21 protein-coding genes are annotated in these 21,532 nt (G+C 73.9%); 6 read left to right on the forward strand and 15 right to left on the reverse strand.

The window, feature by feature from the left end; translation table 11 throughout:
- Positions 1–26: 26 nt before the first annotated feature.
- Positions 27–4,841, reverse strand: coding sequence for an ATP-dependent helicase (locus CMS_RS02000; RefSeq protein WP_041464305.1), 4,815 nt, complete (start codon positions 4,839–4,841; stop codon positions 27–29).
- A gap of 92 nt (positions 4,842–4,933) precedes the next feature.
- Positions 4,934–5,575: an alpha/beta hydrolase gene (locus CMS_RS02005; RefSeq protein WP_041464306.1), complete on the reverse strand. Its 642-nt coding sequence runs from the start codon at positions 5,573–5,575 to the stop codon at positions 4,934–4,936.
- Between the two features lie 165 nt (positions 5,576–5,740).
- Between CMS_RS02005 and CMS_RS02010 the strand changes: the two genes are divergently transcribed.
- Entirely contained in the window at positions 5,741–6,295 is a 555-nt protein-coding gene (locus CMS_RS02010; RefSeq protein ID WP_012297862.1) for an NUDIX hydrolase family protein, read from the forward strand.
- Between the two features lie 46 nt (positions 6,296–6,341).
- Here CMS_RS02010 and CMS_RS02015 read toward each other — a convergent pair whose 3' ends face one another.
- From CMS_RS02015 to CMS_RS02030, 4 genes are all read right to left on the reverse strand, one after another.
- Positions 6,342–6,965, reverse strand: coding sequence for a TetR/AcrR family transcriptional regulator (locus tag CMS_RS02015; protein WP_012297863.1), 624 nt, complete (start codon positions 6,963–6,965; stop codon positions 6,342–6,344).
- Between the two features lie 178 nt (positions 6,966–7,143).
- Positions 7,144–8,685: a DEAD/DEAH box helicase gene (locus CMS_RS02020; protein WP_012297864.1), complete on the reverse strand. Its 1,542-nt coding sequence runs from the start codon at positions 8,683–8,685 to the stop codon at positions 7,144–7,146.
- A gap of 238 nt (positions 8,686–8,923) precedes the next feature.
- Entirely contained in the window at positions 8,924–9,571 is a 648-nt protein-coding gene (locus CMS_RS02025) for a DUF1684 domain-containing protein (RefSeq protein WP_012297865.1), read from the reverse strand.
- A gap of 53 nt (positions 9,572–9,624) precedes the next feature.
- Entirely contained in the window at positions 9,625–10,200 is a 576-nt protein-coding gene (locus CMS_RS02030; RefSeq protein ID WP_012297866.1) for a hypothetical protein, read from the reverse strand.
- Between the two features lie 69 nt (positions 10,201–10,269).
- Here CMS_RS02030 and CMS_RS02035 point away from each other — a divergent pair, with 69 nt between their 5' ends.
- From CMS_RS02035 to CMS_RS02045, 3 genes are all read left to right on the forward strand, one after another.
- Positions 10,270–10,770 carry an EVE domain-containing protein gene (locus CMS_RS02035; RefSeq protein WP_041464307.1) on the forward strand — a complete coding sequence of 167 codons (501 nt, stop codon included), beginning with the start codon at positions 10,270–10,272 and terminating at the stop codon, positions 10,768–10,770.
- On the forward strand, positions 10,754–11,344 hold the full coding sequence (locus tag CMS_RS02040; protein WP_012297868.1) for a 2-phosphosulfolactate phosphatase: 591 nt from the start codon (positions 10,754–10,756) through the stop codon (positions 11,342–11,344). Before CMS_RS02035 ends, CMS_RS02040 begins: the two co-directional genes overlap by 17 nt.
- Positions 11,345–11,457: 113 nt before the next feature.
- A complete protein-coding gene (locus tag CMS_RS02045; protein ID WP_012297869.1) occupies positions 11,458–11,760 on the forward strand; it encodes a DUF427 domain-containing protein in 303 nt (100 codons plus the stop codon).
- Positions 11,761–11,773: 13 nt separating this feature from the next.
- On the opposite strand, the gene CMS_RS02050 is transcribed toward CMS_RS02045, so the two are convergent.
- The 6 genes from CMS_RS02050 to CMS_RS02075 are packed head-to-tail and all read right to left on the reverse strand — an operon-like array spanning position 11,774 to position 16,616.
- A complete protein-coding gene (locus CMS_RS02050) occupies positions 11,774–12,478 on the reverse strand; it encodes a CGNR zinc finger domain-containing protein (RefSeq protein WP_012297870.1) in 705 nt (234 codons plus the stop codon).
- The gene (locus CMS_RS02055) at positions 12,475–12,978 is read right to left on the reverse strand and encodes a SprT-like domain-containing protein (RefSeq protein ID WP_041464308.1); all 504 of its coding nucleotides are present in this window, start codon (positions 12,976–12,978) and stop codon (positions 12,475–12,477) included. Before CMS_RS02055 ends, CMS_RS02050 begins: the two co-directional genes overlap by 4 nt.
- Before the next feature lie 36 nt (positions 12,979–13,014).
- Positions 13,015–13,545 carry a hypothetical protein gene (locus CMS_RS02060; protein ID WP_012297872.1) on the reverse strand — a complete coding sequence of 177 codons (531 nt, stop codon included), beginning with the start codon at positions 13,543–13,545 and terminating at the stop codon, positions 13,015–13,017.
- Between the two features lie 10 nt (positions 13,546–13,555).
- On the reverse strand, positions 13,556–14,740 hold the full coding sequence (locus CMS_RS02065) for a PQQ-dependent sugar dehydrogenase (protein WP_012297873.1): 1,185 nt from the start codon (positions 14,738–14,740) through the stop codon (positions 13,556–13,558).
- A gap of 46 nt (positions 14,741–14,786) precedes the next feature.
- Entirely contained in the window at positions 14,787–15,644 is an 858-nt protein-coding gene (locus tag CMS_RS02070; RefSeq protein WP_041464309.1) for a spermidine synthase, read from the reverse strand.
- 9 nt (positions 15,645–15,653) lie between these two features.
- A complete protein-coding gene (locus CMS_RS02075; RefSeq protein WP_012297875.1) occupies positions 15,654–16,616 on the reverse strand; it encodes an IS481-like element ISCmi2 family transposase in 963 nt (320 codons plus the stop codon).
- A 110-nt stretch (positions 16,617–16,726) separates the two neighbouring features.
- On the opposite strand from CMS_RS02075, the gene CMS_RS02080 reads away from it, so the two are divergent.
- The gene (locus CMS_RS02080) at positions 16,727–17,776 is read left to right on the forward strand and encodes a lipoate--protein ligase family protein (RefSeq protein WP_012297876.1); all 1,050 of its coding nucleotides are present in this window, start codon (positions 16,727–16,729) and stop codon (positions 17,774–17,776) included.
- Positions 17,777–18,034: 258 nt separating this feature from the next.
- On the opposite strand, the gene CMS_RS02085 is transcribed toward CMS_RS02080, so the two are convergent.
- Positions 18,035–18,319, reverse strand: coding sequence for a GNAT family N-acetyltransferase (locus CMS_RS02085; protein ID WP_012297877.1), 285 nt, complete (start codon positions 18,317–18,319; stop codon positions 18,035–18,037).
- Between the two features lie 104 nt (positions 18,320–18,423).
- On the opposite strand from CMS_RS02085, the gene CMS_RS02090 reads away from it, so the two are divergent.
- Positions 18,424–19,320, forward strand: coding sequence for an amidase domain-containing protein (locus CMS_RS02090; RefSeq protein ID WP_041464310.1), 897 nt, complete (start codon positions 18,424–18,426; stop codon positions 19,318–19,320).
- Between the two features lie 7 nt (positions 19,321–19,327).
- Here the strand turns inward: CMS_RS02090 and CMS_RS02095 are convergent, their stop codons facing one another.
- Together CMS_RS02095 and pgm are read right to left on the reverse strand one after the other, a co-directional pair.
- The gene (locus tag CMS_RS02095) at positions 19,328–19,825 is read right to left on the reverse strand and encodes a ribosomal maturation YjgA family protein (protein WP_041464311.1); all 498 of its coding nucleotides are present in this window, start codon (positions 19,823–19,825) and stop codon (positions 19,328–19,330) included.
- A gap of 64 nt (positions 19,826–19,889) precedes the next feature.
- On the reverse strand, positions 19,890–21,530 hold the full coding sequence (gene pgm, locus CMS_RS02100) for a phosphoglucomutase (alpha-D-glucose-1,6-bisphosphate-dependent) (protein WP_041464312.1): 1,641 nt from the start codon (positions 21,528–21,530) through the stop codon (positions 19,890–19,892).
- Positions 21,531–21,532: the final 2 nt, after the last annotated feature.

Consider the following 21,532-nt stretch of genomic DNA (forward strand, 5'->3'; position numbering starts at 1 on the left):
GGCGGATCCCGTCGCCCGGGCGCCGCTCACGAGCGCATCCGCAGCCCGCGCGGCGTCGCCGAGAAGCCGTGCTCCTGGAGCGCGGTGCCGAGCGGCGTTCCGAGGATGAACGCGCCGTTCACCTTCTCGATCGCGAGCTTCGCGACGCCGCCGCGCCGCACGATCTGGCCGAGCGACTCGGCCGCCGCGCGGATCACCGCCTCGTCGTCGTCGAACCGCAGCACGGTCTTGCTGCCGCGCTCCACGTAGAGCACGAGGGCGCCGTCGACCAGCACCACGAGCGCGCCCGCCTTCCGGCCGGCCCTGTGCCCGGTGGGCCGTTCGCCGCGGGCATCGACGCTGCCGGACTCCGCGATCGCCGTGGACGCGCCGTCGGCTCCCGTGTCGCCGGTCGCCTCCGTGTCGGTCGCCTCCATGCCGACACCCGCCCCCGTGCCGCCGTCCGCGTCGGGCGACGACCCGTCGAGCCGCGGCCAGGGCAGCGCCGCCCCGTACGCGTTCGCCGGATCCGTGGCCGCGAGCGTCAGCGCGTTCAACGGCCGCCCGCCCGCATCGGGATCACGGGTGAACCCGCGCAGCCGATCCACCGTGCCGCCCGTCGAGAACTGCGCCGCCCCCAGCGTCTCGATGAAGTACCCGCGGCGCGCGCGCCCGGTGTCCTCGAAGCCCGCGAGCACCTTGTACGTGAGCGCGAAGCCGCCCGGCACGCGCTCGGTCATGACGGATCCGCGCGTGACGACGCCGTACCGCTCCAGCAGAAGCTCGGCCGTGCCGGCGGCGCGCACGGTCGCGTCGGTCTCGGCGAGCGGCACGATCGACCAGCGCCCGGCCGCGGTCGGCGGTCCCGTGCGCGTGGGCATGTCGGGCCGCGGCATCCGCCCGCCCCGGTACATGCGCCCGCGCGGTGCCCGCTGCGGCGTCTTGTGCGCGGTGGATCCGCCCGCGAGCAGCGCCCGCAGCGGCGAGAGCGTGTCGTTCGTGACGAGGCCCGCCCACACGAGGTCCCACAGCGCGGTGACGAGCGCCTTGTCGTCCGTGGATCCCACGGCGTCGCTCAGCTGACGGAAGAAGTAGCCGCCGCCTGTGCCGAGCGTTGTGAGGATCTCGCGCTGCAGCTCGTCGGTGTCGTGCGCGTCGGGCTCGGGCAGCGTGAGCGCGACCTGGTCGGCGAGGTGCAGGCTCACCCACCCGTCGGCGCCCGCGAGCGTGCCGGCGCCGGACCAGATGACCTCGCCGGTGGACGTGAGCTCGTCGAGCATGGCCGGCGTGTAGTCGCGCACGCGCGCCGGGAGCACGAGCGTCTCCCACGCGGAGGCGGGGACGGGCGCGCCGGCCAGCTGCTCGATGACCTGCAGCACGCCGTCGACCCCGCGGAGCCCGCGCTCGCGGTCCGCGCCCGCCACGTGCTGCCACGCGGGGAGGAAGCGCGCGAACGCGGCCTGCTCGACCGGCTCGACCTCACTGCGGAGCGCCGCGAGCGAGCGGCTCCGCAGGCGCCGGAGCACCTCGACGTCGCACCACTCGCTGCCAGACGCGCCCGGTCGGAACTCGCCCTCGACCACGCGCCGCTGGGCGCCGAGCCGGGCGAGCGTGTCGGCGATGACGGCGGATCCGAGGCCGATGCCGGTGGCCGCGTCCGCGATGGTGAACGGCCCGTGCGTGCGGGCGTACCGGCCGACGAGGTCGCCGAGCGGATCCGCGACCGGCTCGACGAACGCGAGCGGCGTGCCGATGGGCAGCGGCACCCCGAGGGCGTCGCGGAGACGGCTCGCGTCCTCGATGGCGGCGACCCGCGGCTGCCCGCCGAACGAGACGCGGAGCGCGCGCTTGCCGGCCACGAGCGCGTCGAGGTGGTCGGCGGCGGACCCGGCCTCCTCGGGCTCCAGGCGCACGGCGACCTCCTCGGCGTCGAGCGGGCCGAGGATCCGCAGCAGGTCGGCCACGCCCTCGAGGCCCTTCGCGCGCCGGTCGGGCGCCGTGCGCTGCAGCTCGAGCTCGGTGCGCGCGATGACCGCCGGATCCAGCAGCTCGCGCAGCTCCGCCCGCCCGAGCAGCTCGCTGAGCAGCCCCGCGTCGAGCGAGAGCGCGGCGGCCCGGCGCTCGGCGAGCGGGCTGTCGCCCTCGTACATGAACGCGCCGACGTAGCTGAAGAGGAGGCTGCGGGCGAACGGCGACGCGTCCTCCGTGGTGGTCTCGACGATCTTGATGCGCCGGGCCTCGATGTCCTTCGCGAGCGACGTGAGCGCGGGCAGGTCGTAGACGTCCTGCAGCACCTCGCGCACGGTCTCGAGCACGATGGGGAACGCCGGGAACTTGCGGGCCACGTCGAGCAGCTGCGACGCGCGCTGACGCTGCTGCCAGAGCGGCGAGCGGCGGCCCGGGTTGTAGCGCGGCAGCAGGAGGGCGCGCGCGGCGCACTCGCGGAACCGGGACGCGAACAGCGCGGATCCGCCGACCTCGCGCGTGACGATCGCATCCAGCTCGTCGGGCTCGAACACGAACAGGTCGGCCCCCGGCGGCTCGCCGTCGGTCTCGGGGATGCGCACCACGATGCCGTCGTCGTTGGCCATGGTGGCGCCGTCGATGCCGTACAGCTCGGTGACCCGCGCGCCGACCGCGAGCGCCCAGGGCGCGTGCACCTGCATCCCGTAGGGCGAGTGCAGCACCACGCGCCAGTCGCCGAGCTCGTCGCGGAAGCGCTCGACCACGAGGGTGCGGTCGTTCGGCACGTGGCCGGTGGCCTTCTTCTGGTCGTCGAGGAACGCGAGCAGGTTGTTGACCGCGCGGTCGTCGAGGCCCACGCGGCCGGCGCGCGCCCGGGCGTCGTCGACGGCGGATCCCGACAGCTCCCGCACGAACGCGCCGATGGCCCGCCCGAGCTCGAGCGGCCGCCCGAGCCCGTCGCCCTTCCAGAACGGCAGCTTGCCGGGCTCGCCGAACGCGGGCGTCACGAGCACGCGGTCATGCGTGATCTCCTGGATCCGCCAGCTCGTGGCCCCGAGCGCGAACACGTCGCCGACGCGCGACTCGTAGACCATCTCCTCGTCGAGCTCGCCCACACGGGACGCCTTCTCGCCGACCATGAACACGCCGAAGAGGCCGCGGTCGGGGATGGTGCCGCCCGAGGTGACCGCGAGCCGCTGCGCGCCCGGCCGCCCCTCGATGGTGCCCTCGTCCCGGTCCCACACGATGCGGGGTCGCAGCTCCGCGAACTCGTCGGACGGGTAGCGGCCGCTCAGCAGGTCGAGCGTGGCCTCGTACGCGGAGCGCGGCAGGGTCGCGAAGGGCGCGCTCCCCCGCACGATGTCGAACCACTCCTCGACGCCCAGCGGCTCGAGCGCGACGGCCGCGACGGTCTGCTGCGCGAGCACGTCCAGCGGGTTCGCGGGCACGCGCAGCGACTCGATCTGCCCGCTCGCCATGCGCTCGGCGGCGACGGCCGAGTGGATGAGGTCGGCCCGGTGCTTGGGGAAGATGACGCCGCGCGAGACCTCGCCCACCTGGTGCCCGGCCCGGCCGACGCGCTGCAGCCCGCTCGCGACCGACGGCGGCGCCTCCACCTGCACCACCAGGTCGACGTCGCCCATGTCGATGCCGAGCTCGAGGCTCGACGTGGCGACCACGCAGCGGAGGCGGCCGGACTTCAGGTCGTCCTCGATGCGGGCGCGCTGCTCCTTCGAGACGAATCCGTGGTGCGCCTTGGCGAGCACGGGATCCGCGCCCTCCATGCTCCCCGCCTGCGCCATGAGCTCGGCGGGCGGGCGCGGGGCGGTGCGGCGGGTGGCCGAGAAGTCCGTGGACCGCGCCGACCCGGGACCGGCACCGGAACCGGCGGCCGCCCCCGCGAGCACGGGCACGGCGTCGGAGGCCGCGACCACGCGCCCCTCCGCATCGATCCGCCCCTCCTCGATGCGCACCGCGTAGATCTCGTTGAGCCGCGCCGTGAGCCGCTCGGCCAGCCGCCTGCTGTTCGTGAAGACGATCGACGACGTGTGCTGGAGCACGAGGTCGACGATGCCCTCCTCCACGTGCGGCCAGATGGACCCCTGCTGCGGCTGGTCGCCCTGCGCCGCCGACCCCTCGAGCGGCGCCGTGGTGCCGAGCTCGGTCATGTCGTCGACCGGCACGATGACCCGCAGGTTGAACTCCTTCGTGTTCTTCGGCGACACGATGGAGACGGGCGAGCGCCCGCCGAGGAACCGCGCGACCTCCTCGGGCGGCCGCACGGTGGCGGACAGCCCGATCCGCTGCGCCGGCTTCTCCAGCAGCGCGTCGAGCCGCTCGAGCGACAGCGCGAGGTGGCTGCCGCGCTTGGTGGCCGCGACCGCGTGCACCTCGTCGACGATGACCGTCTCGACCCCCGCGAGCGTCTCGCGCGCGGCCGACGTGAGCATGAGGAACAGCGACTCGGGCGTGGTGATGAGGATGTCCGGCGGCGTCTTCGCGAGCGAGCGCCGGTCGGCCGCCGGGGTGTCGCCGGAGCGCACGCCGACGGTGACCTCGGGCGGCTCGGCCCCCAGCCGCTTCGCCGTCTGCACGATGCCCACGAGCGGCGAGCGGAGGTTCCGCTCCACGTCGACCGCGAGCGCCTTCAGTGGCGAGATGTAGAGGACGCGCGTGCGTCGCATCGGGTCCTCCGGTGCCGGCCGCGACGCCAGCCGGTCGATGGACCACAGGAACGCCGCGAGCGTCTTGCCGGATCCGGTGGGCGCCACGACGAGCGCGTGCGACCCCTTCTGCACGGCCTCCCACGCGCCGGTCTGCGCGGCCGTGGGGCCGGGGAACGCGCCCTGGAACCACTCCCGGGTGGCCGGGGAGAAGCGCGCGAGGACGGGATCCATCTGCTCATCCTCCTCCGGACCACCGACAACGCGCCGGGTCGGGCGCTCGCACGGCGCTCGCCGGAGGACGGCAGGCCGGGCGGCGCCGCGGATCAGCCCGCGTGCTCCCGGATGAACGCCGACACATCCCGCAGCTCGGCCGCGGAGACCGAGTGCGGCAGGTCCTCGTAGATGCGCTCCGTGAGGGCGGTGTGGTCGCCGATCCACGCGGCCGTGCGCGCGACGGCCGCCTCCGGGATCACCTGGTCGGCCGTGCCGCGGCCCCAGAACACCGGGGTCGGTGCGGCCGCGAGCGCCGCGTCGCCGTCGTGCTCGCCGCGCACCGAGAACCCGCTGAGCTGCACCGCGTACGCGAAGCGCCCGGGCGCGAGCCGCAGCAGCTGGAGCGCGGTGGCGCCGCCCTGGCTGAACCCGAGGAGCCCCACCGAGCGCGGGGTCGCGGGCAGCGCGTCGAGCCAGTCGAGCACGCCCTGCGCGGCGGCGTCGGCGGCGTCGGGATCCGGGTCGCCGGTCGATCCGGGCACGATCGGGAACCACGCGTGGCCGCCCTGCAGCGCGATGGGCGCGCGCAGCGACGCGACGACCGGCGCGAGCGGCAGGTACGGCGACAGCCCGAACAGGTCGCCCTCGTGCGATCCGTATCCGTGCAGCAGCACCAGCAGCGGACGATCGGCGAGCTCGGCGGTGGGGGCCGACCAGAGGACGGCGTCGGGATCCAGCGGCAGAGCGGTCACGGTGTCCTCTTCGGTGCGGGTGCGGGTGCGCGTGCGGGGCGGCCGGGCGGCCCATCCTCGCATCCGGCCCCGGCAGCCGGCCGGGCAGCCGTCCCGCGATCGACCACGGGAGCCGGCCAGCGCGCCGGGTGGCCGTCGCGCTCCGGCCGTGGGTGACAATGGACCATGACCGTTCGCACCCCGGACCCGAACATCCCCGACCCGAACTCCGGCTGGCTGTCGGACGTGGAGCTGGCGCAGATCCGGCAGCGGCTGCCCCTCCTCTACGTGGAGGCCGTGCCCGTGCGGGTCGACGGCATGGGCCGGGTCAAGGACATCGGCGTGCTGCTGCGCGCGACGGTCACCGGGCAGATGACCCGCATGCTCGTCTCGGGCCGCGTGATGTACGGCGAGACCCTGCGCGACGCGCTCTTCCGCCACCTCGAGAAGGACCTCGGGCCGATGGCGTTCCCGCAGCTCCCCGCGAGCCCGACGCCGTTCTCGGTCGCCGAGTACTTCCCGTTCCCCGGCGCGAGCCCGTACACCGACGACCGGCAGCACGCCGTCTCGCTCGCGTACGTGGTCCCCGTGACCGGCACGTGCGATCCGCGCCAGGACGCCCTCGAGATCACCTGGATGACGCCCGAGGAGGCCGCGTCCGATGCGGTCTCGGCCGACATGGAGGGCGGCCGCGGCGCGCTGCTCCGCGCGGCCCTCGCCTCGGTGGGCGTGCTGCCCTAGGCGGATCCGAGCGGCCGTCCGGCGCGAACCGAGCCCGGCCGTCGGCTCAGACCGCGGACGCCCGCTCCGCGAACTGCGGCGGCTCGAGGTAGTGGCGGCGCAGGTCCTCGAAGGCCTGGCTCGCGCCCGCCCCCACGCCGTAGCCGCGCTGCACGTGCAGGCCATCCATGGCCGAGAGCACGACGGCGGCGGCCGCCTCCGGGTCGAGGTGGGGGTCGATGAGGCCGCGTGCCTGGTCGACGACGACGCCCGCCGTGATGCGCTCCAGCTCCCGGGCGCGGCGCTCGCGGAAGAGCTCGTGCAGCGGGTGGCCGGCGGCCGATGCCTCCGACGAGACGACGGCGATGATGCGCGTGAGGCACGCGCTCTGCTCCCCGTCGGCGATGACCACGGCCGCGTGCTCCGCGACGCTGCGGGGGCGGTGCAGCTCGATGGCGGCGGCGAGGCGCTCCTCGCGGCGCTCGAGCACGGCGAGCAGCAGCTCCTCCTTGCCGCTGAAGTGGTGCAGCAGGCCGGCCGGCGTGATCTCCGCCCGGGACGCGATCTCCCGCAGCGAGCTGCTCCGGTAGCCCTGCTCGGCGAACACCTCGATGGCGGTGCGGATGAGGAGCTCCCTGCGCTCCACGCCCTTGCGGTACGGGCCACGGGTGGCGAGGGCGACGCGAGTCATTGGCTCACCGTAACCGGATGCCGCCGGGCGTCCGCGCGACCGTCAACAGGCACTGCCTCAGCTGTGGAGACTCGGGGCACGGACGCGTCGTCGTGCGTCCCTCCGGGGACGACGGAGGGCCCCCGTCCGTGGACGGGGCCCTCGATGTCATGCCGGCACACGATGCGCGCCGCGCGGTCTAGCGTCCGCTGGAGACGCGGCGGTGGGTGCGCTCGCGGCCGCCGGCCGAGGCGCCGCCGGACGCGGCGGGGCGCTCCTGGCGGGGACGTGCGGTGCCGACGGACGAGCCGCCGCCGAAGCCCTCGGACGAGGTGCTGAAGTTGCGGGGCGCACCTCCGCGCTGTCCGCCCGAGGCGCCGTCGCGGCGACCCGAGGAGGCACCGTCGCGACGTCCGCCGCCGACGGGCGCGCCGTCGCGGGCCGCGCGCTTGCGCTGCGCGTTGGCGCCCTGCGAGCGTCCGCCGCCGTTCGCGCGGCCGCCCTGCGACTGGCGCTGGGTGGTCTCGCGGACCGACTTCGTCTCGCGCGGCGCGGGCTTCACGTACGCCGCGACGGCGCCCGTCAGCTCGGCCACGGCGGGGGAGGACTCGGTGACCTGCTGCGGCGTGACGTGGATGTCGGCCTTGCGCATCAGGAGCTGCACGTCCTTGCGCTGCGCCGGCAGCATGATCGTGACGACGTCGCCCGCGGAGCCTGCGCGCGCCGTGCGGCCCGAGCGGTGCAGGTACGCCTTGTGCTCGGCCGGCGGGTCGACGTGGATCACGAGCTCGATGTCGTCGACGTGCACGCCGCGCGCCGCGACGTCGGTGGCCACGAGGACCTTGACGTCGCCCGCGGAGAACGCCGCGAGGTTGCGGTCGCGGGCGACCTGCGAGAGGTTGCCGTGCAGGTCGACCGACGGGATGCCCGCGTCGGTGAGCTGCTTCGCGAGCTTCTTCGCGTGGTGCTTGGTGCGCATGAAGAGGATGCGGCGGCCGGAGCCCCCGGCGAGCTTCTGCACGAGGAGGCGCTTGGCCTCGACGTCCGACGCCTCGAACACGTGGTGCGTCATGGCGGCGACGGGCGAGTTCGCCTCGTCGACGGAGTGCAGCACCTGGTCGTGCAGGTAGCGGCGCACGAGCTTGTCCACGCCGTTGTCGAGCGTGGCGGAGAACAGCATGCGCTGGCCAGTGTTCGGGGTCTTGTCGAGGATCCGCGTGACGACGGGCAGGAAGCCCAGGTCGGCCATGTGGTCGGCCTCGTCGAGGACGGTGATCTCCACGGCGTCGAGGTTCACGAAGCCCTGCTTCATGAGGTCCTCCAGGCGGCCGGGGCAGGCCACGACCACGTCGACGCCGGCCTTGAGGGCCGCGACCTGGCGCTGCTGCGAGACGCCGCCGAAGATCGTCGTGGTGGTCAAGTTGTACGCCTCGGCCAGCGGCGCCATGGCGGCCGTGATCTGCGTGGCGAGCTCGCGGGTCGGCGCGAGGATGAGGCCGAGCGGGCGGCCCGGACGACGACGGCCGCCGGCGAGTCCGCCGCCGAGGCGCGCGATCATCGGGATGGCGAAGGCCAGCGTCTTGCCGGAGCCGGTCTTGCCGCGGCCGAGCACGTCGCGGCCGTTCAGGGTGTCGGGGAGCGTGTCCACCTGGATGGGGAACGGCGTCGTGATGCCGTTCGCCGTGAGGGCGGAGACGAGGGGGGCGGGCACGCCGAGCGCGCCGAAGGTGTCAGTGGTCATGCGGGGGAGTTGCCTTCCAGGCAGGGGTCCGCCCCGACGCGCTGATGCGGCGGTGTGCCGATGCAGCGCGGAAGCGGAGGATGGCGAAGGCGCCGATGGGCGCATCCGTTCGCCGTAAGAAAGATGTCACTCACGCCCGTCGGCCGGTGTCGGCGATCTGATCGGGCGGAGGAGGGAACGCGTTCTCTCGACGCAGGGAGCACGATGATGTGCTCGCAAGTGCCTCCACCGTAGCAGGTCAGCCGGGGAGGAAGCCCATCTCGCCCACGGGGACCTCGAAGTCGAGCACGTTACCGGCCGGCGCGAGGGGGCAGGCCCACTCGGGGTCGTAGGCGCAGGAGGGGTTGTAGGCGAAGTTGAGGTCGACCACGATCGAGCCGGGCGCGCCGGCCCCGAGGTCGGATCCCTTGACCGTGTCGAGCAGGTAGCGCCCGCCCCCGTAGGTGCCGCCCTCGCGGCGGTGCGAGGCGTCCTTCACGGGCAGGTGGAGTCCGCCGCCGTAGCTGGCGAGGCGCCAGACGTCGAGGCTGCCGGCCTCGCGGCCGTCGGCGGACGGGATGTGGACGGATCCGAGGAGCTCGAACGGCACGACGCCGTCGGTGCCCGTCTCGACCTCATGGCGCTCGTCGCCGCGGTCGTCGTGGATCTCCAGCTCGAACCGCCAGGCCGGGTCGTACTCCGTCACGTCCAGTCGGTCGAAGTCGGCGCGGTGCTCGGGCACGAGCGGCGTCGCGGGGTGGCTGCGGAACATGTCGTCGCGCGAGCGGCGCCAGAGCGCGTGAGCCGCGGCGGGATCCGTCTGCGCGACCCAGCGCACCTCCGCGTACATCTCGTGCGTGCGGCGGCGCCAGTCGGCGACGTGGAGGGCGGTGACGGCGGAGGGCATGGGGACACCGTACGCGTCGGCGGGAGCGGGCCGCGGGGACGCGGTGCTCGACGTCAGCGGGCGGACGAGCCCGCGTCGGCGGCCGAGGCGTCGTCCGCCGGGGCGTCGTCCGCGTCGGGCGCGGCCGCGGGCTCCCAGTCGTACGCCCACGTCGGCGCGAGCTGGCGCAGGCGGAACGCGCGCCACTGCCAGAAGGCCCAGAAGGTCGGCCACATCGCGGGGCCGAGTAGCCCGGCCTCGAACTCCAGCTGGTCGCGGAAGAGGGTCTTGACGCGGCCGTCCGCGTCGGGGCCCGCGGGATCCGGCGACACGGCCATGCTGTGCCGCATGCTCGTGGGGATCGACATCAGCCCGGAGAGCCCGTGGCCGTCGTCGCGCACGATGCGGACGCCCTCGACGCGCGGCTTCATGTCGCGCAGGCGGATGCTCTGGCGCCCCGCCGTGAACGGCCCCGTCTGCATCGCGGCGACGTGCTCGCGGCCGTCCCAGCTCGAGGGGAAGCCGCCGTCCTCCAGCGGCACGAAGTCGACGAGCGGGCCCGCGACCTCCCGCATCACGGTGGGCGAGTGGAGCGCGCGCCAGGCGGCGTCGGGATCGCAGTCGAGGATGGTCTTCAGCAGCACGCGCATGGATCCAGTGTGCTCCGCCCGGCTGGGCGTGCCCGGCGTCCTGCCGCCGTGGGACAGGATGGGACGGACATGATCAGGTACTGGGTGGGCGTCGTCTCGCGCGACCGCGTGCTCGACGGCCTGGACCTCGGCATCGCGCAGGTCAACCGCGGCGCCCGCGAGCCCGTCGAGCGGCTCGGCGAGGCCGACGGATTCGTCTACTACTCGCCGCGCGAGTCGTACCCCGACGGGCAGCTCCTCCGCGCGTTCACCGCCATCGGCCGGGTGGCCGACGCCGCGCCGTACCAGGGCCGCGTGGGCGAGTGGCGGCCGTGGCGGCGGCGGATGGAGTGGGACCTCGGCGCGGTCGACGCGCCCATCCGCCCGCTCGTGCCCGTGCTCGACTTCACGCGCGACTCCCTCGAGTGGGGCCGGAAGCTCGCGCCCGGGCTCCTCGAGATCACGCGCGACGACTTCGAGGTGATCCGCCAGGCCATGCGCCGCGGGGCGCCCGAGCCGTCGCGGCGCGTCATCCGGGGAGGATCCGGCCCGTGGACGCCCGTAGCATCGGATCGTGACCTCCTCCGCTGACGCCGCGCACCCCGACCCGTCGACGCAGGCCCGCTACCAGGTCCGGCTCGACGGCGGCGTGGCCGGCGCCCGCCGCATCGTGACCGGCGCCGACGTCATCGTCTGGGTCGACGCCCTCCCGTCCGTCCCGCCGCCCACGGTCGCCCGCCGGGACGAGGTCCTCGCGATGATGCCCGCGCGCCCGGCCGTCGTGAGCGCCGGCCTCGCCGACGCCCCGGCCGTCGCCGACTGGATCCTCGCCCTGCAGACCGCGCTCGGCCGCCGCGCGTACGTGGCCGTCGTCGCCGCGGGCACCGTGGAGGCCGACGGATCCTGGCGCGCCTGCGCCGAGGACCAGCTCGCCGCGGGAGCCGTGGTCGACGCGCTCGCCGCCCTGGGGATCGACGCCACCTCGCCCGAGGCCGCCGTCGCCTGCGCCGCGTACCAGCAGCTCCGGCCGGCCCTCGGCCACCTGGTGACCGCGAGCGTGTCCGCGCGCCGGCTCGCCGCCGCGGGGCACGACGGCCTGGTCGCCGAGGCGCTCGCCGCGGGCCCCGTCGACGTGGTCGTGCACCGCCTCCACCGCGACGCCTGAGGCCGCGCGGGATCCGGTCGCCGAACGGGCGGAATGGGCGCCCAGGAGCGCGTGTTCCCCTGGGCATCAGGCGCCGCACCCGTGACGACGCCACGCAACCGGAAGGTCATCACATGAAGGCAGTCATCAACGGCGTCACCGTCGCCGAGGCCCCGAAGGACGAGCTCATCGAGATCGAGGGCAACTGGTACTTCCCGCCCGCGAGCGTCGACATGTCGCTCCTCGCCGAGACCGCCACGCCGTACCACTGCCCGTGGAAGGGCGACACGCAGTACTACTCCGTGAAGGACGGCGACACCGTGCTGCAGGACCGCGCCTGGTCGTACCCGACGCCCATCCCGTCGTCGTTCGACCGCGTCGGCCGCGACTACAGCGGCTACGTCGCGTTCTGGAAGGAGGTCCGCGTCGGCGAGTGACGCGGATCGCCGATCACGGCCCGGGGGCTCCGGCTCCCGGGCCGTCGTCGTGCACGGGGGCGGGCGTGGCCGGTGTCGCGGGACGGACCGGCGCCACGCGCGCCGGGATCCCCGTCCGCCGCTCGCGCAGCTGCCGGGCGCGGTGCGCGCGCACCTTGGCGCGGTTGCCGCAGCGGCGCATGGAGCACCAGCGCCGCGTGCCGGAGCGCGTCGTGTCGAGGTAGAGCACGGTGCAGTCGTCGGCCGAGCAGCGGTGGATCCGCTCGGATCCCGCTCCGAACACCGTCACCGCGTCGCGCGCCGCCGTCGCGAGCGCCTGCGCGGGCCGGGCCAGCGCGCGGCCGGCCTGACGGGACCCGCCGCCGAGCGCTGGCGGCAGGTCGGGCGTCGCGGCGTAGAGGTTGAGCACGTCGACGTCCCGCGGTGCGGGCTCGGCGCCGTCCGCGATGGCCGCCGCGATGTCGCCGATCGCCTGCCGGAGCGTGCGGGCGTCCGCGAGGTCGCGCTCGCCGGGCTCCGAGACGGGCGCGAGGTGCTCGCTCAGCCACGCGCCGAGGGCCGCGGCATCGGGCAGCGTCTCGCGCGGCTCCGGGTCCCCGAGCGCCCCCGTGTAGGCGAGGTCGAGGCTCACGGCGCCCGTGTCGAGGAACCAGCGCAGCCCGTCGGGATCGGTGATCCACTGCCCGGTCGGCCGCTCGGATCCCGGCGCCCGGCTCACGCGGCGCCCTCGCGGTGGTCGGCCCGGCCGGACGCGGCGGCGCCCGACGGCACATCGCGCTTCGTCCACGCGATGAGGTGCGCCCGGTCGAACCGCTTCGAGCACAGCCCGCACGCGAGCGGCCGGGTCGGCTTCCGATAGCGGAAGTGCGCGTGGCCGGCCGGGCATGCGCCCACCCACGGCGCGAGCTCCTCGGCGACGGTGCCCGAGTGCAGCCGCGAGCCCTCGTAGCCGAGCTCGGCGGCGACGCGCTTCCACTCGGGCCCGTGGCCCGCGCGGGATCCGGCGAGCGCGTGCGCGACCTCGTGCAGCAGCACCTGGTGGATCTCGTCGTCCTCGAACCTCCCCGCGAGGTGCCGTGAGACGGTGATCCGCTTCTCGCCGTAGTGGCAGGCCCCGGCGCGCGTGCGGGCGTGGTCGAACGCGAACGTCCACGAGGGATCCAGGTGCAGCGCGATCAGGGCCTCGGCCCAGACCCGCACGCGGGCGAGGTCAGCCACGGCCGGCCGCCCGGGGCCGGGGAGGGAGCGAGCCCATCACGCGGGCTGGGCGGCGATGCGCTCCTTGGCGACGTCGATCGCGAGCGCCGAGCTCTCGAGCTGGTCGCTCGGCAGGCCCTCGCGCGTGCGCAGCGTGTACGCGTCCTCGAAGTCGGAGAGCGCGAGGCGGTAGTCGCCCCGGTCGAAGTGGACCTTGCCGCGGTGCTGCAGCGCGAACGCCTCCAGCGCGTACCACTCGTGCGCGCGGGCCTCGTCGACGCAGCCGCCGAGGTCCTGCAGCGCGATGTCGAGCTTGCCCTGGTACTGCTGCACCTGCGCGCGGCGGATGCGGCACGCGAGCAGCGTCTCCCGGTCGCCCGTGAAGCGCGCCTGGCGGACGGCCGCGTTCGCCATGTCCCACGCCTCGTCGAGGCGGCCGAGCATGCGCAGCAGCGCGACCTTCTCGGTGATGGCGGAGAGGCTGCGGAGGGCCTCCAGCTCGTCCAGGCGGTCGCCGGCCGCCCGCAGGTCCACCTTCTCCCGGAGGGTGTCCCTGTCGTAGCCGATGATGATCGCGGTGCCTGTCACGAGGTAGAGATTATCCCGCCTGGATCGGCATGAGCTCGACCCGGAGCAGCTTGTCGTCGCCCGCGCGCGGCGTCCCGCGGCCGTCGGTGTTGCCGGTGAGCATGCGCAGCGACCCGTCGGGCGCGGCCTGCACGTCGCGGATCCGCCCGAACTCGCGCGTGTAGAACTCGGTCACGCGGTCGTCGGGGATGGGGTCGGTGACCACGGCGCCCGGCCGGATCACCCAGAGGCGCTGGCCGCCGAGGCCCGCCATGAAGATCGTGTCGCCTGAGATCGCGATGCCGCTCGGGCTCGCGTCGTCGGTGGCCCACTGGCGGACGGGGTCGATGTACGCGGAGTCGGCGGGGTCGTCGGTCGCGCCCTCCACGACGGGCCAGCCGTAGTTCCCGCCCGGCTCGATGAGGTTCAGCTCGTCCCAGGTGTCCTGCCCGAACTCCGCCGCCCAGAGGTTCCCCTCGGCGTCCCACGCGATCCCCTGCGGGTTCCGGTGCCCCATCGAGTAGACGGGCGATCCCGGCGTCGGGTTGTCCGACGGCCCCTGCCCGTCGGGCGTGAGGCGGAGGATCTTGCCCGCCAGCGAGATCGGGTCCTGCGCGGCGTCGCGCAGGTTCGCGTCGCCCGTGGTGGCGTAGAGCATGCCGTCGGGGCCGAACGCGATGCGGCCGCCGTTGTGCGTCGTGTCGCGCGGGATCCCCGTCACCACGTCCTCCGCCGCCCCGAGCCCGAGCGATCCCGGTTCGCCCGTCACGTCCATGCGCACGATGCGGTTGTCCGTGGAGCTCGTGTAGTACGCGTAGAGCTGCGTGCCGCCGTCGACCTCGCGCGTGGCGATCCCGAGCAGCCCGCCCTCGCCCTGCGGCCCCACGCCCGCGATCGTGCCGGCCACCCGGGTCGTGCCGTCGCCGAGCACCTCGACGATGCGCGACGTGTCGCGCTCGCTGACGAGCAGGGATCCCGACGGCAGCTCCGCGACGGACCACGGCGAGACGAGGTCGGACGCGAGCGCGGTCGGCGTGCCCGACGGCGCGACGCCCGCCGGTGCGGCGTCGGTGCTGGTGGGGGAGGGCGCGGGCGGCTCGGTCGCGCGCACGTCCACGGGCGAGCCGTCGTCGTTCGTGCAGCCCGTCAGCGCGACGAGGGCGGCGAAGCCGAGCGCGGCGACGCGCGCCGGGCGGGTGCGGGAGCGGCGGTTCATGGTGACTCCGGTGGTTCGGCGGGCCTCGGTGCCCGGGGGAGGCCGGTCAGGGCTTCGTCTGGAAGATGCTGCGGGCGGGGGCGGGGGACGGGACGGCGGTGGCGTCGGTGACGACGGACGCGCCCGCGATGAAGTCGGCGAGCTCGCGGCCCTCGACGACCTTGGCGGGATGCGGGCCGCCGGCGAGCAGGCGCGGCACGAAGTCGAGCGGCAGCGGCGTCGCGGACGCGGCGAACACGACGTTGCCGAACCGCCGGCCCTTCAGCACCTGCGTCTCGGTGAGGGCGGCCACGTGCGGCAGCACGTCCTGGATCGTCGCGGCCTGTCCGCGGGCGAACCGCAGCCCGTGGCCGTCGGCGACGTTGACGGTCATGATCCCGCCGGGCGCGAGGAACGCGGCGGCCTCCGCGTAGAAGTCGCGGCTCGTGATGTGGGCGGGCGTGCGCGCGCCGCTGAAGACGTCCACCACGACGAGGTCGACGGTCCCCCGGAGCCCCTGCGGGAGCCTCCCCATCACCTCGCGGGCGTCGCCGTAGCGGACCCGGATGGAGGCCTTCCGCGACCACGGCAGGTGCTCCCGCACCAGCTCCACGAGGTCCTGCTCGAGCTCGATGACCTGCTGGCGGGATCCCGGCCGGGTCGCCTCGACGTACCGCGGGATCGTCAGCGCGCCGGCGCCGAGGTGCAGGGCGGTGATCGGCTGGCCCGGGTCGCCGACGAGGTCGATGACGTGGCCCATCCGCTGCACGTACTCGAAGAACAGCTCGCCCGGGTCGTCCATGTTGACGTGCGACTGGGGTGTCCCGTCGACCACGAGCTGGTACGCGCCCGGCACGAAGCGGTCCGGCTCGATGACGGCCCGGTGCCCGCTCAGGGACAGGACGGTCGACGGGTGCTCGGGCATCTCCTCAGCCTAGGTGTAGTTCCCAGTGAGGTTGTGAACGCGTTCGGCGGGCGTGAGTCCGCCGATGCCGGTGTGGGGGCGGTGGTGGTTGTAGTGATGCAGCCAGGCAGGGTAGGTCGCGGCGCGGGCCTCGTCGGTGCGATAGGGATGGGCGTAGGCCCACTCGGTGGCGAGGGTGCGGTTGAAGCGCTCGACCTTCCCGTTGGTCTGGGGCCGGTAGGGGCGGGTGCGTGTGTGGGCGATGGTGCCGAGCGCCTCGGTGAAGGCGTGGGAGCGGTAGCAGGAGCCGTTGTCCGTCAGGACACGGATCACGGTGATGCCCGCGGTGGTGAAGAACGCGTTCGCGCGGGCCCAGAACGCGGCGGCGGTCTCCTTGCGCTCGTCGGTGAGGATCTCGGAGTACGCGAGTCGGGAGTGGTCATCCACGGCGTGGTGCAGGAACGCGTATCCCCGCCCGGTCCGGGGAGTGTTCCTCCGGCCGGCCGCTCTGCCGAGGACTCGGTGCCCGCCGCCGTCCGGGATGCGGCCGAGCTTCTTGATGTCGACGTGGACCAGATCTCCCGGCGAGGAGTGCTCGTAGCGTCGGGCAGGAGACCGCCGGGCAGGGAGCCCGGTGCTCAGATCGACGTGCTCGAGCAACGGCATCCGATACCGGTTCAGCACCCGCTCGACCGTCGAACGCGGAACGCGGAGGTGATAGCTGATGCGGTGCGGGCCCCACCGGCGAGTGAATCTCAGCGCGATGATCCGCCGCTCCCGACGCTGACTCGTGCGGGTCGGTTGCCGGTGCGGGCGGGATGAGCGGTCCGTCATCGGCAACCCGGCCCGATACCGGCGAGCCCATCTCGACGCGGTCGCGGGCGAGCACTGGAACCTCTCCGCCGCACGCCGGACCGGCCACCCGTCCTCGATGATCAACCGGGCAAGCCGAACCCTGCCCGCAGGAGTGAACGGGGCGTTAGCGTGAGTCACGAAGACCTCCGTGGACGTTGATGAGTGTGGTAACCCACATCGTCCCGGAGGTCTTCGCTATCCGCTCACGCGTTCACAACCTCCCGAGGAACTACACCTAGGCTGGTCCAATGCATGGTGAGTACAAGGTCCCCGGCGGCAAGCTCGTCGTGGTCGACCTGGACGTGACCGACGGGCGCATCTCCGGCTTCCGCCTGGCGGGCGACTTCTTCCTCGAGCCAGACGACGCACTCGAGGCCATCGACCGGGCCGTGAACGGCCTCCCCGAGGACAGCGACGCCAACGCGATCGCGGCGGCCATCCGCCGGGCGCTCCCCGCGCAGGCCGTGCTCCTCGGCTTCTCGCCCGAGGCCGTCGCCGTCGCGATCCGCCGCTCGCTCGCCCGCGCCACGAACTGGGGCGACTACGAGTGGGAGGTCATCCACGACCGCGCCTACCGGCCCGTCGAGCAGATGGCGCTCGACCAGGTGCTCGCCGAGGAGGTCGGCGCGGGTCGCAGGAACCCCACGCTCCGCATCTGGGAATGGGAGCAGCCCGCGGTCGTCATCGGCAGCTTCCAGTCGCTCCGCAACGAGGTCGACGCCGAGCAGGCCGCGGCCCACGGCTTCGACGTCGTGCGCCGCGTCTCGGGCGGCGGCGCCATGTACATGGAGGCCGGCGCGGTCATCACGTACTCGATCTACGCGCCCGTCGACCTCGTCCAGGGCATGACCTTCGCGGACTCCTACGCCTACCTCGACGAGTGGGTCATCACCGCGCTCCGCTCGCTCGGCATCGACGCGTCGTACCAGCCGCTCAACGACATCACGAGCCCCAGCGGCAAGATCGGCGGCGCGGCGCAGAAGCGGCTCGGCGCCGGCGCCGTTCTGCACCACGTCACCATGAGCTACGACATGGACGGCGAGAAGATGGTGCAGGTGCTCCGCATCGGCCGCGAGAAGATCAGCGACAAGGGCATCACGAGCGCCGCCAAGCGCGTGGACCCGCTCCGCAGCCAGACGGGCATGAGCCGCGCCGACATCATCGACCGGATGAAGGCCACCTTCACGGGCCTCTACGGCGGCAAGCCGGGGCGGGTCACGCCGGAGGAGTGGGCGAAGACGCGCCAGCTCGTGGAGGACAAGTTCTCGACTCCGGAGTGGCTCACGCGCGTCCCCTGATCGGGGGACTGTCCGCCTGACGAAGCAGCGATGTCCGCTGCGTGTCGGGGCTGTCCGCGGGGCGACGGCGCCCCCTTCCGCTCAGATCCGCGCGCTTAGAGTCACCACGTCGTCCTTCCGGCCCCGCGGGGCCGAGCGGCGACTGCGGTCCGATCGAACCTCTTCAGGAGGCTCCGCTCGCGACCGCGGGTGACGGGGAGACCCGTCGAGGGGAGCGGACTCGCGAGGCGCATGCGTGCGCCTCGCGAGCGCACCCGCTCAGCCCCGCTCGAGCAGCTCCCGGTAGTCGGGGTGCTCGTCGATCCACTCCGCCACGAACGGGCACGCGGCCACGACCGTGCGGGCTCCGCCGCGCACGTCGTCGAGAGCCGCCCGCACCAGCTCGCCGCCGAGGCCGCCGCGCCGCTTCGCGGGGTCGACCTCCGTGTGGGTGAAGACGATGCGGTCGCCCTGGATCAGGTAGTCCGCGAAGCCCGCGCGCTCGCCGTCGAGCCACAGCGTGTAGCGCGAGCCGTCGGGGTCGTGGGTCACGTCGACGCTCATCCCGCCACACTATGCGCGGTGTCGTGCGGAGTCGATCCGCAGGGGGCCGGGTTACCCTGGACCAGCCCGGGACCCGGGTCGACCCCTACCCCCCGGAGCACCACGTGACCGCCGACATCCGCCGCCGCAGCATCCTCGCCGCCGTGCTCGCGGTCCCCGTGACCGCGGTCCTCGCCGCCTGCACCCGCCAGGAGCCCGTGCCGCGCGCGACCCTCGGCGCCGGAGCCGACGGCCAGCCCGCCGCGTCCGGGTCCTCGCCCGCCGTCTCCTCCGTCGAGCCGGCCTCGCTCTCCGTGTCGGGCGGCCAGACCGTGACGCTCACCGGCGCCGGCCTCTCCGGCGCGACGGCCGTCATGTTCGCGGGCACCGCGGGCACCGACCTGCAGGTGGCCGGCGACGGATCCGTCACGGTCGTGGCGCCCCGCTCGGCCGACTACGAGGACCGCTTCGCCGACATCCAGGTCATGGCCGGCGACACCCCGCTCACCGCCGCGACAGCCGCCTACGCCGCGCAGACGCCGGTCGACAAGCAGCTCCAGTACGCGCTCGCCCACTGGGACGCCTACAACCTCACGGAGTACGGGAACTTCAACTCCTCCGGCGGCGACTGCGTCAACTTCGTGAGCCAGTCCCTCATCCAGCGCGGCTGGCAGATGACGAACGAGTGGCACAACCGCGGCGGCGGATCCGACTGGACCTACGCGTGGATCCACGTGCCGACGTTCGACAAGTGGCTCGCAGCGAACGCGTCCACGCTCGGCGTGAAGCGCCTCGAGCTCGCCGACCGGGACCAGCTGAAGCTGGGCGACATCGTCATCTTCGACTGGAACCGCAACTCCTCGCCCGACCACACGCAGATCGTCTCGGCCATCGAGCCGAAGGACGGCGGCAACGTCGTGAAGATGGTCGGCCACAACCTCGACAACGACTACCGCGACCTCGACGAGACCATCACGACCGAGCACCCCGGCGCCGAGGTCCACTTCTGGAGCGTCGCCTAGCCCGGGCCTAGCCCACGTCGCCGACGCCGCGTCCGGCGCGGAGCAGCCGGTCGACGAGGAGCACGAGCAGGACGCCGGCCGCGTATGCGGCGAGGTCCACCGGGTCGAAGCCGGTGCCGATCAGCAGGCGGCACAACGGCACGTGCACCGCCCACATGGCGGGCCACCCGGTGATCTGCAGCAGCTCGATCCCCGAGCACCACACCAGCACGGCGGCACCGTGCACGACCGGGTCGACCCGCGGCATCACCGCGATGAGCGCGAGGTGGATCGCCGCGGCGTAGAAGACGTCGGGCCAGATGCCGCGGCCGTCGCTGTGCGTGACGACCATGCCGGCGACGACCACCGCGAGGAGCGACCCGAGCGCGACGATCCGGCGCCGGGCGTGGCCGTCGGGGAGACGGACGTCCCTGTCGAGGACCGGCGCGGCGCCCGCGGGACCGTCGGCGGGATGCATCGACGGCTCGTCCCACACGAACGCGTCCACATCCCCGGAATGGCGCATGTCCCCAGCGTAGGCACCGTGGATGCGAACGCGCCCAGGCCGAGGGCGGATCCGCGACCTCCCGTTACGCGTCGAGCGCCGCGTCGACGATCCGCTTGGCCTCCGCCTGCAGCGCGTGCAGGTGGTCGAGGCCCACGAAGGACTCGGCGTAGATCTTGTACACGTCCTCCGTGCCGCTCGGGCGCGCGGCGAACCACGCGTTCTCCGTGACGACCTTGACGCCGCCGACCGCGGCGCCGTTGCCGGGCGCCGTGCTCAGCTTGGCGGTGATCGGGTCGCCCGCGACCTCGGTGGCCGCGATGGCGTCACCGTCGAGCTTGCCGAGCGTGGCCTTCTGCGCCTTGGTCGCCGCCGCGTCGACGCGCTCGTACACCGGGTCGCCGAAGCGCTCGGTGAGCTCGCGGTAGAGCGCGCTCGGCGTCTTGCCCGTGACCGCGACGATCTCCGACGCGAGGAGGGCCAGGAGGATCCCGTCCTTGTCCGTGGTCCAGACCGTGCCGTCCATGCGGAGGAAGCTCGCGCCGGCGGACTCCTCGCCGCCGAAGCCCACGGATCCGTCGATGAGGCCGGGCACGAACCACTTGAAGCCCACCGGCACCTCCCAGAGGCGGCGGCCGAGCGACTCGGCGACCCGGTTGATCACGCTGGAGGAGACGAGCGTCTTGCCGATCGCGGCGTCCTCGCGCCAGTGCGGGCGGTGCGCGTAGAGGTAGTCGATCGCGACCGCGAGGTAGTGGTTCGGGTTCATCAGGCCGGCGTCGGGCGTGACGATGCCGTGGCGGTCGGCGTCGGCGTCGTTGCCGGTGAGGATGTCGAAGTCGTCCTTGCGCGCGAGCACGCTCGCCATCGCGGATGCGGAGGACGGGTCCATGCGGATCCTGCCGTCCCAGTCGAGCGTCATGAACGACCACGCCGGATCCACCTCGGGGTTCACGACCTCGAGGTCGAGGCCGTAGCGCTCGCCGATCGCGGCCCAGTACTCGACCGAGGCGCCGCCGAGCGGGTCCGCGCCGATGCGCACGCCCGCCTTCTTGATCGCCTCCATGTCGATGATGGAGCCGAGGTCGTCCACGTAGTGGCCGAGGAAGTCGTAGCCCTCGACGCTCGCGCGCGCCTCGTCGAGCGGGACGCGCTTCACGTCGACGAGGCCGCCCGCGATGATCGCGTTCGCCCGGGCCGCGATCCAGCCGGTGGCGTCGGAGTCGGCGGGCCCGCCGTGCGGCGGGTTGTACTTGAAGCCGCCGTCGGCGGGCGGGTTGTGGCTGGGGGTCACGACGATGCCGTCCGCCACGTCGTCTTCCCCGTGGGCGTCGTCGCGGTTCCAGCGGAGGATCGCGTGCGAGAGGGCGGGCGTCGGGCACCAGGAGTCGCGCGAGTCGGCGAGCACGCGCACGCCGTTGGCGACGAGCACCTCGAGCGCGGTGTCCTCGGCGGGCCGGGAGAGCCCGTGGGTGTCGCGGCCGATGAACAGCGGGCCGGTGATGCCCTGCTCGGCCCGGTACTCCACGATCGCCTGCGTGATGGCGAGGATGTGGTCCTCGTTGAACGCGGTCTTCAGCGAGCTGCCGCGGTGGCCGCTCGTGCCGAACGCCACCTTCTGCTCCGGATCCTCCATGTCGGGGTGGAGGTCGTGGTACGCCCGGATCAGCTCGTCGAGGTCGATGAGGTCGGACGGGAGGGCGGCGGTGCCTGCGCGGTCATGCATGG

This window comes from Clavibacter sepedonicus (genome assembly GCF_000069225.1).
Lineage (GTDB): Bacteria > Actinomycetota > Actinomycetes > Actinomycetales > Microbacteriaceae > Clavibacter > Clavibacter sepedonicus.

Excerpts from the sequence above, each read along its gene's own strand:
- CMS_RS02000 (WP_041464305.1), bottom strand. The coding sequence starts at position 4,841 with ATGGATCCCGTCCTCGCGCGCTTCTCCCCGGCCACCCGGGAGTGGTTC.
- CMS_RS02010 (WP_012297862.1), top strand. The coding sequence starts at position 5,741 with ATGACCGTTCGCACCCCGGACCCGAACATCCCCGACCCGAACTCCGGC.
- CMS_RS02015 (WP_012297863.1), bottom strand. The coding sequence starts at position 6,965 with ATGACTCGCGTCGCCCTCGCCACCCGTGGCCCGTACCGCAAGGGCGTG.
- CMS_RS02020 (WP_012297864.1), bottom strand. The coding sequence starts at position 8,685 with ATGACCACTGACACCTTCGGCGCGCTCGGCGTGCCCGCCCCCCTCGTC.
- CMS_RS02025 (WP_012297865.1), bottom strand. The coding sequence starts at position 9,571 with ATGCCCTCCGCCGTCACCGCCCTCCACGTCGCCGACTGGCGCCGCCGC.
- CMS_RS02030 (WP_012297866.1), bottom strand. The coding sequence starts at position 10,200 with ATGCGCGTGCTGCTGAAGACCATCCTCGACTGCGATCCCGACGCCGCC.
- CMS_RS02035 (WP_041464307.1), top strand. The coding sequence starts at position 10,270 with ATGATCAGGTACTGGGTGGGCGTCGTCTCGCGCGACCGCGTGCTCGAC.
- CMS_RS02045 (WP_012297869.1), top strand. The coding sequence starts at position 11,458 with ATGAAGGCAGTCATCAACGGCGTCACCGTCGCCGAGGCCCCGAAGGAC.
- CMS_RS02065 (WP_012297873.1), bottom strand. The coding sequence starts at position 14,740 with ATGAACCGCCGCTCCCGCACCCGCCCGGCGCGCGTCGCCGCGCTCGGC.
- CMS_RS02070 (WP_041464309.1), bottom strand. The coding sequence starts at position 15,644 with ATGCCCGAGCACCCGTCGACCGTCCTGTCCCTGAGCGGGCACCGGGCC.
- CMS_RS02080 (WP_012297876.1), top strand. The coding sequence starts at position 16,727 with ATGCATGGTGAGTACAAGGTCCCCGGCGGCAAGCTCGTCGTGGTCGAC.
- CMS_RS02085 (WP_012297877.1), bottom strand. The coding sequence starts at position 18,319 with ATGAGCGTCGACGTGACCCACGACCCCGACGGCTCGCGCTACACGCTG.
- CMS_RS02095 (WP_041464311.1), bottom strand. The coding sequence starts at position 19,825 with ATGCGCCATTCCGGGGATGTGGACGCGTTCGTGTGGGACGAGCCGTCG.
- pgm (WP_041464312.1), bottom strand. The coding sequence starts at position 21,530 with ATGCATGACCGCGCAGGCACCGCCGCCCTCCCGTCCGACCTCATCGAC.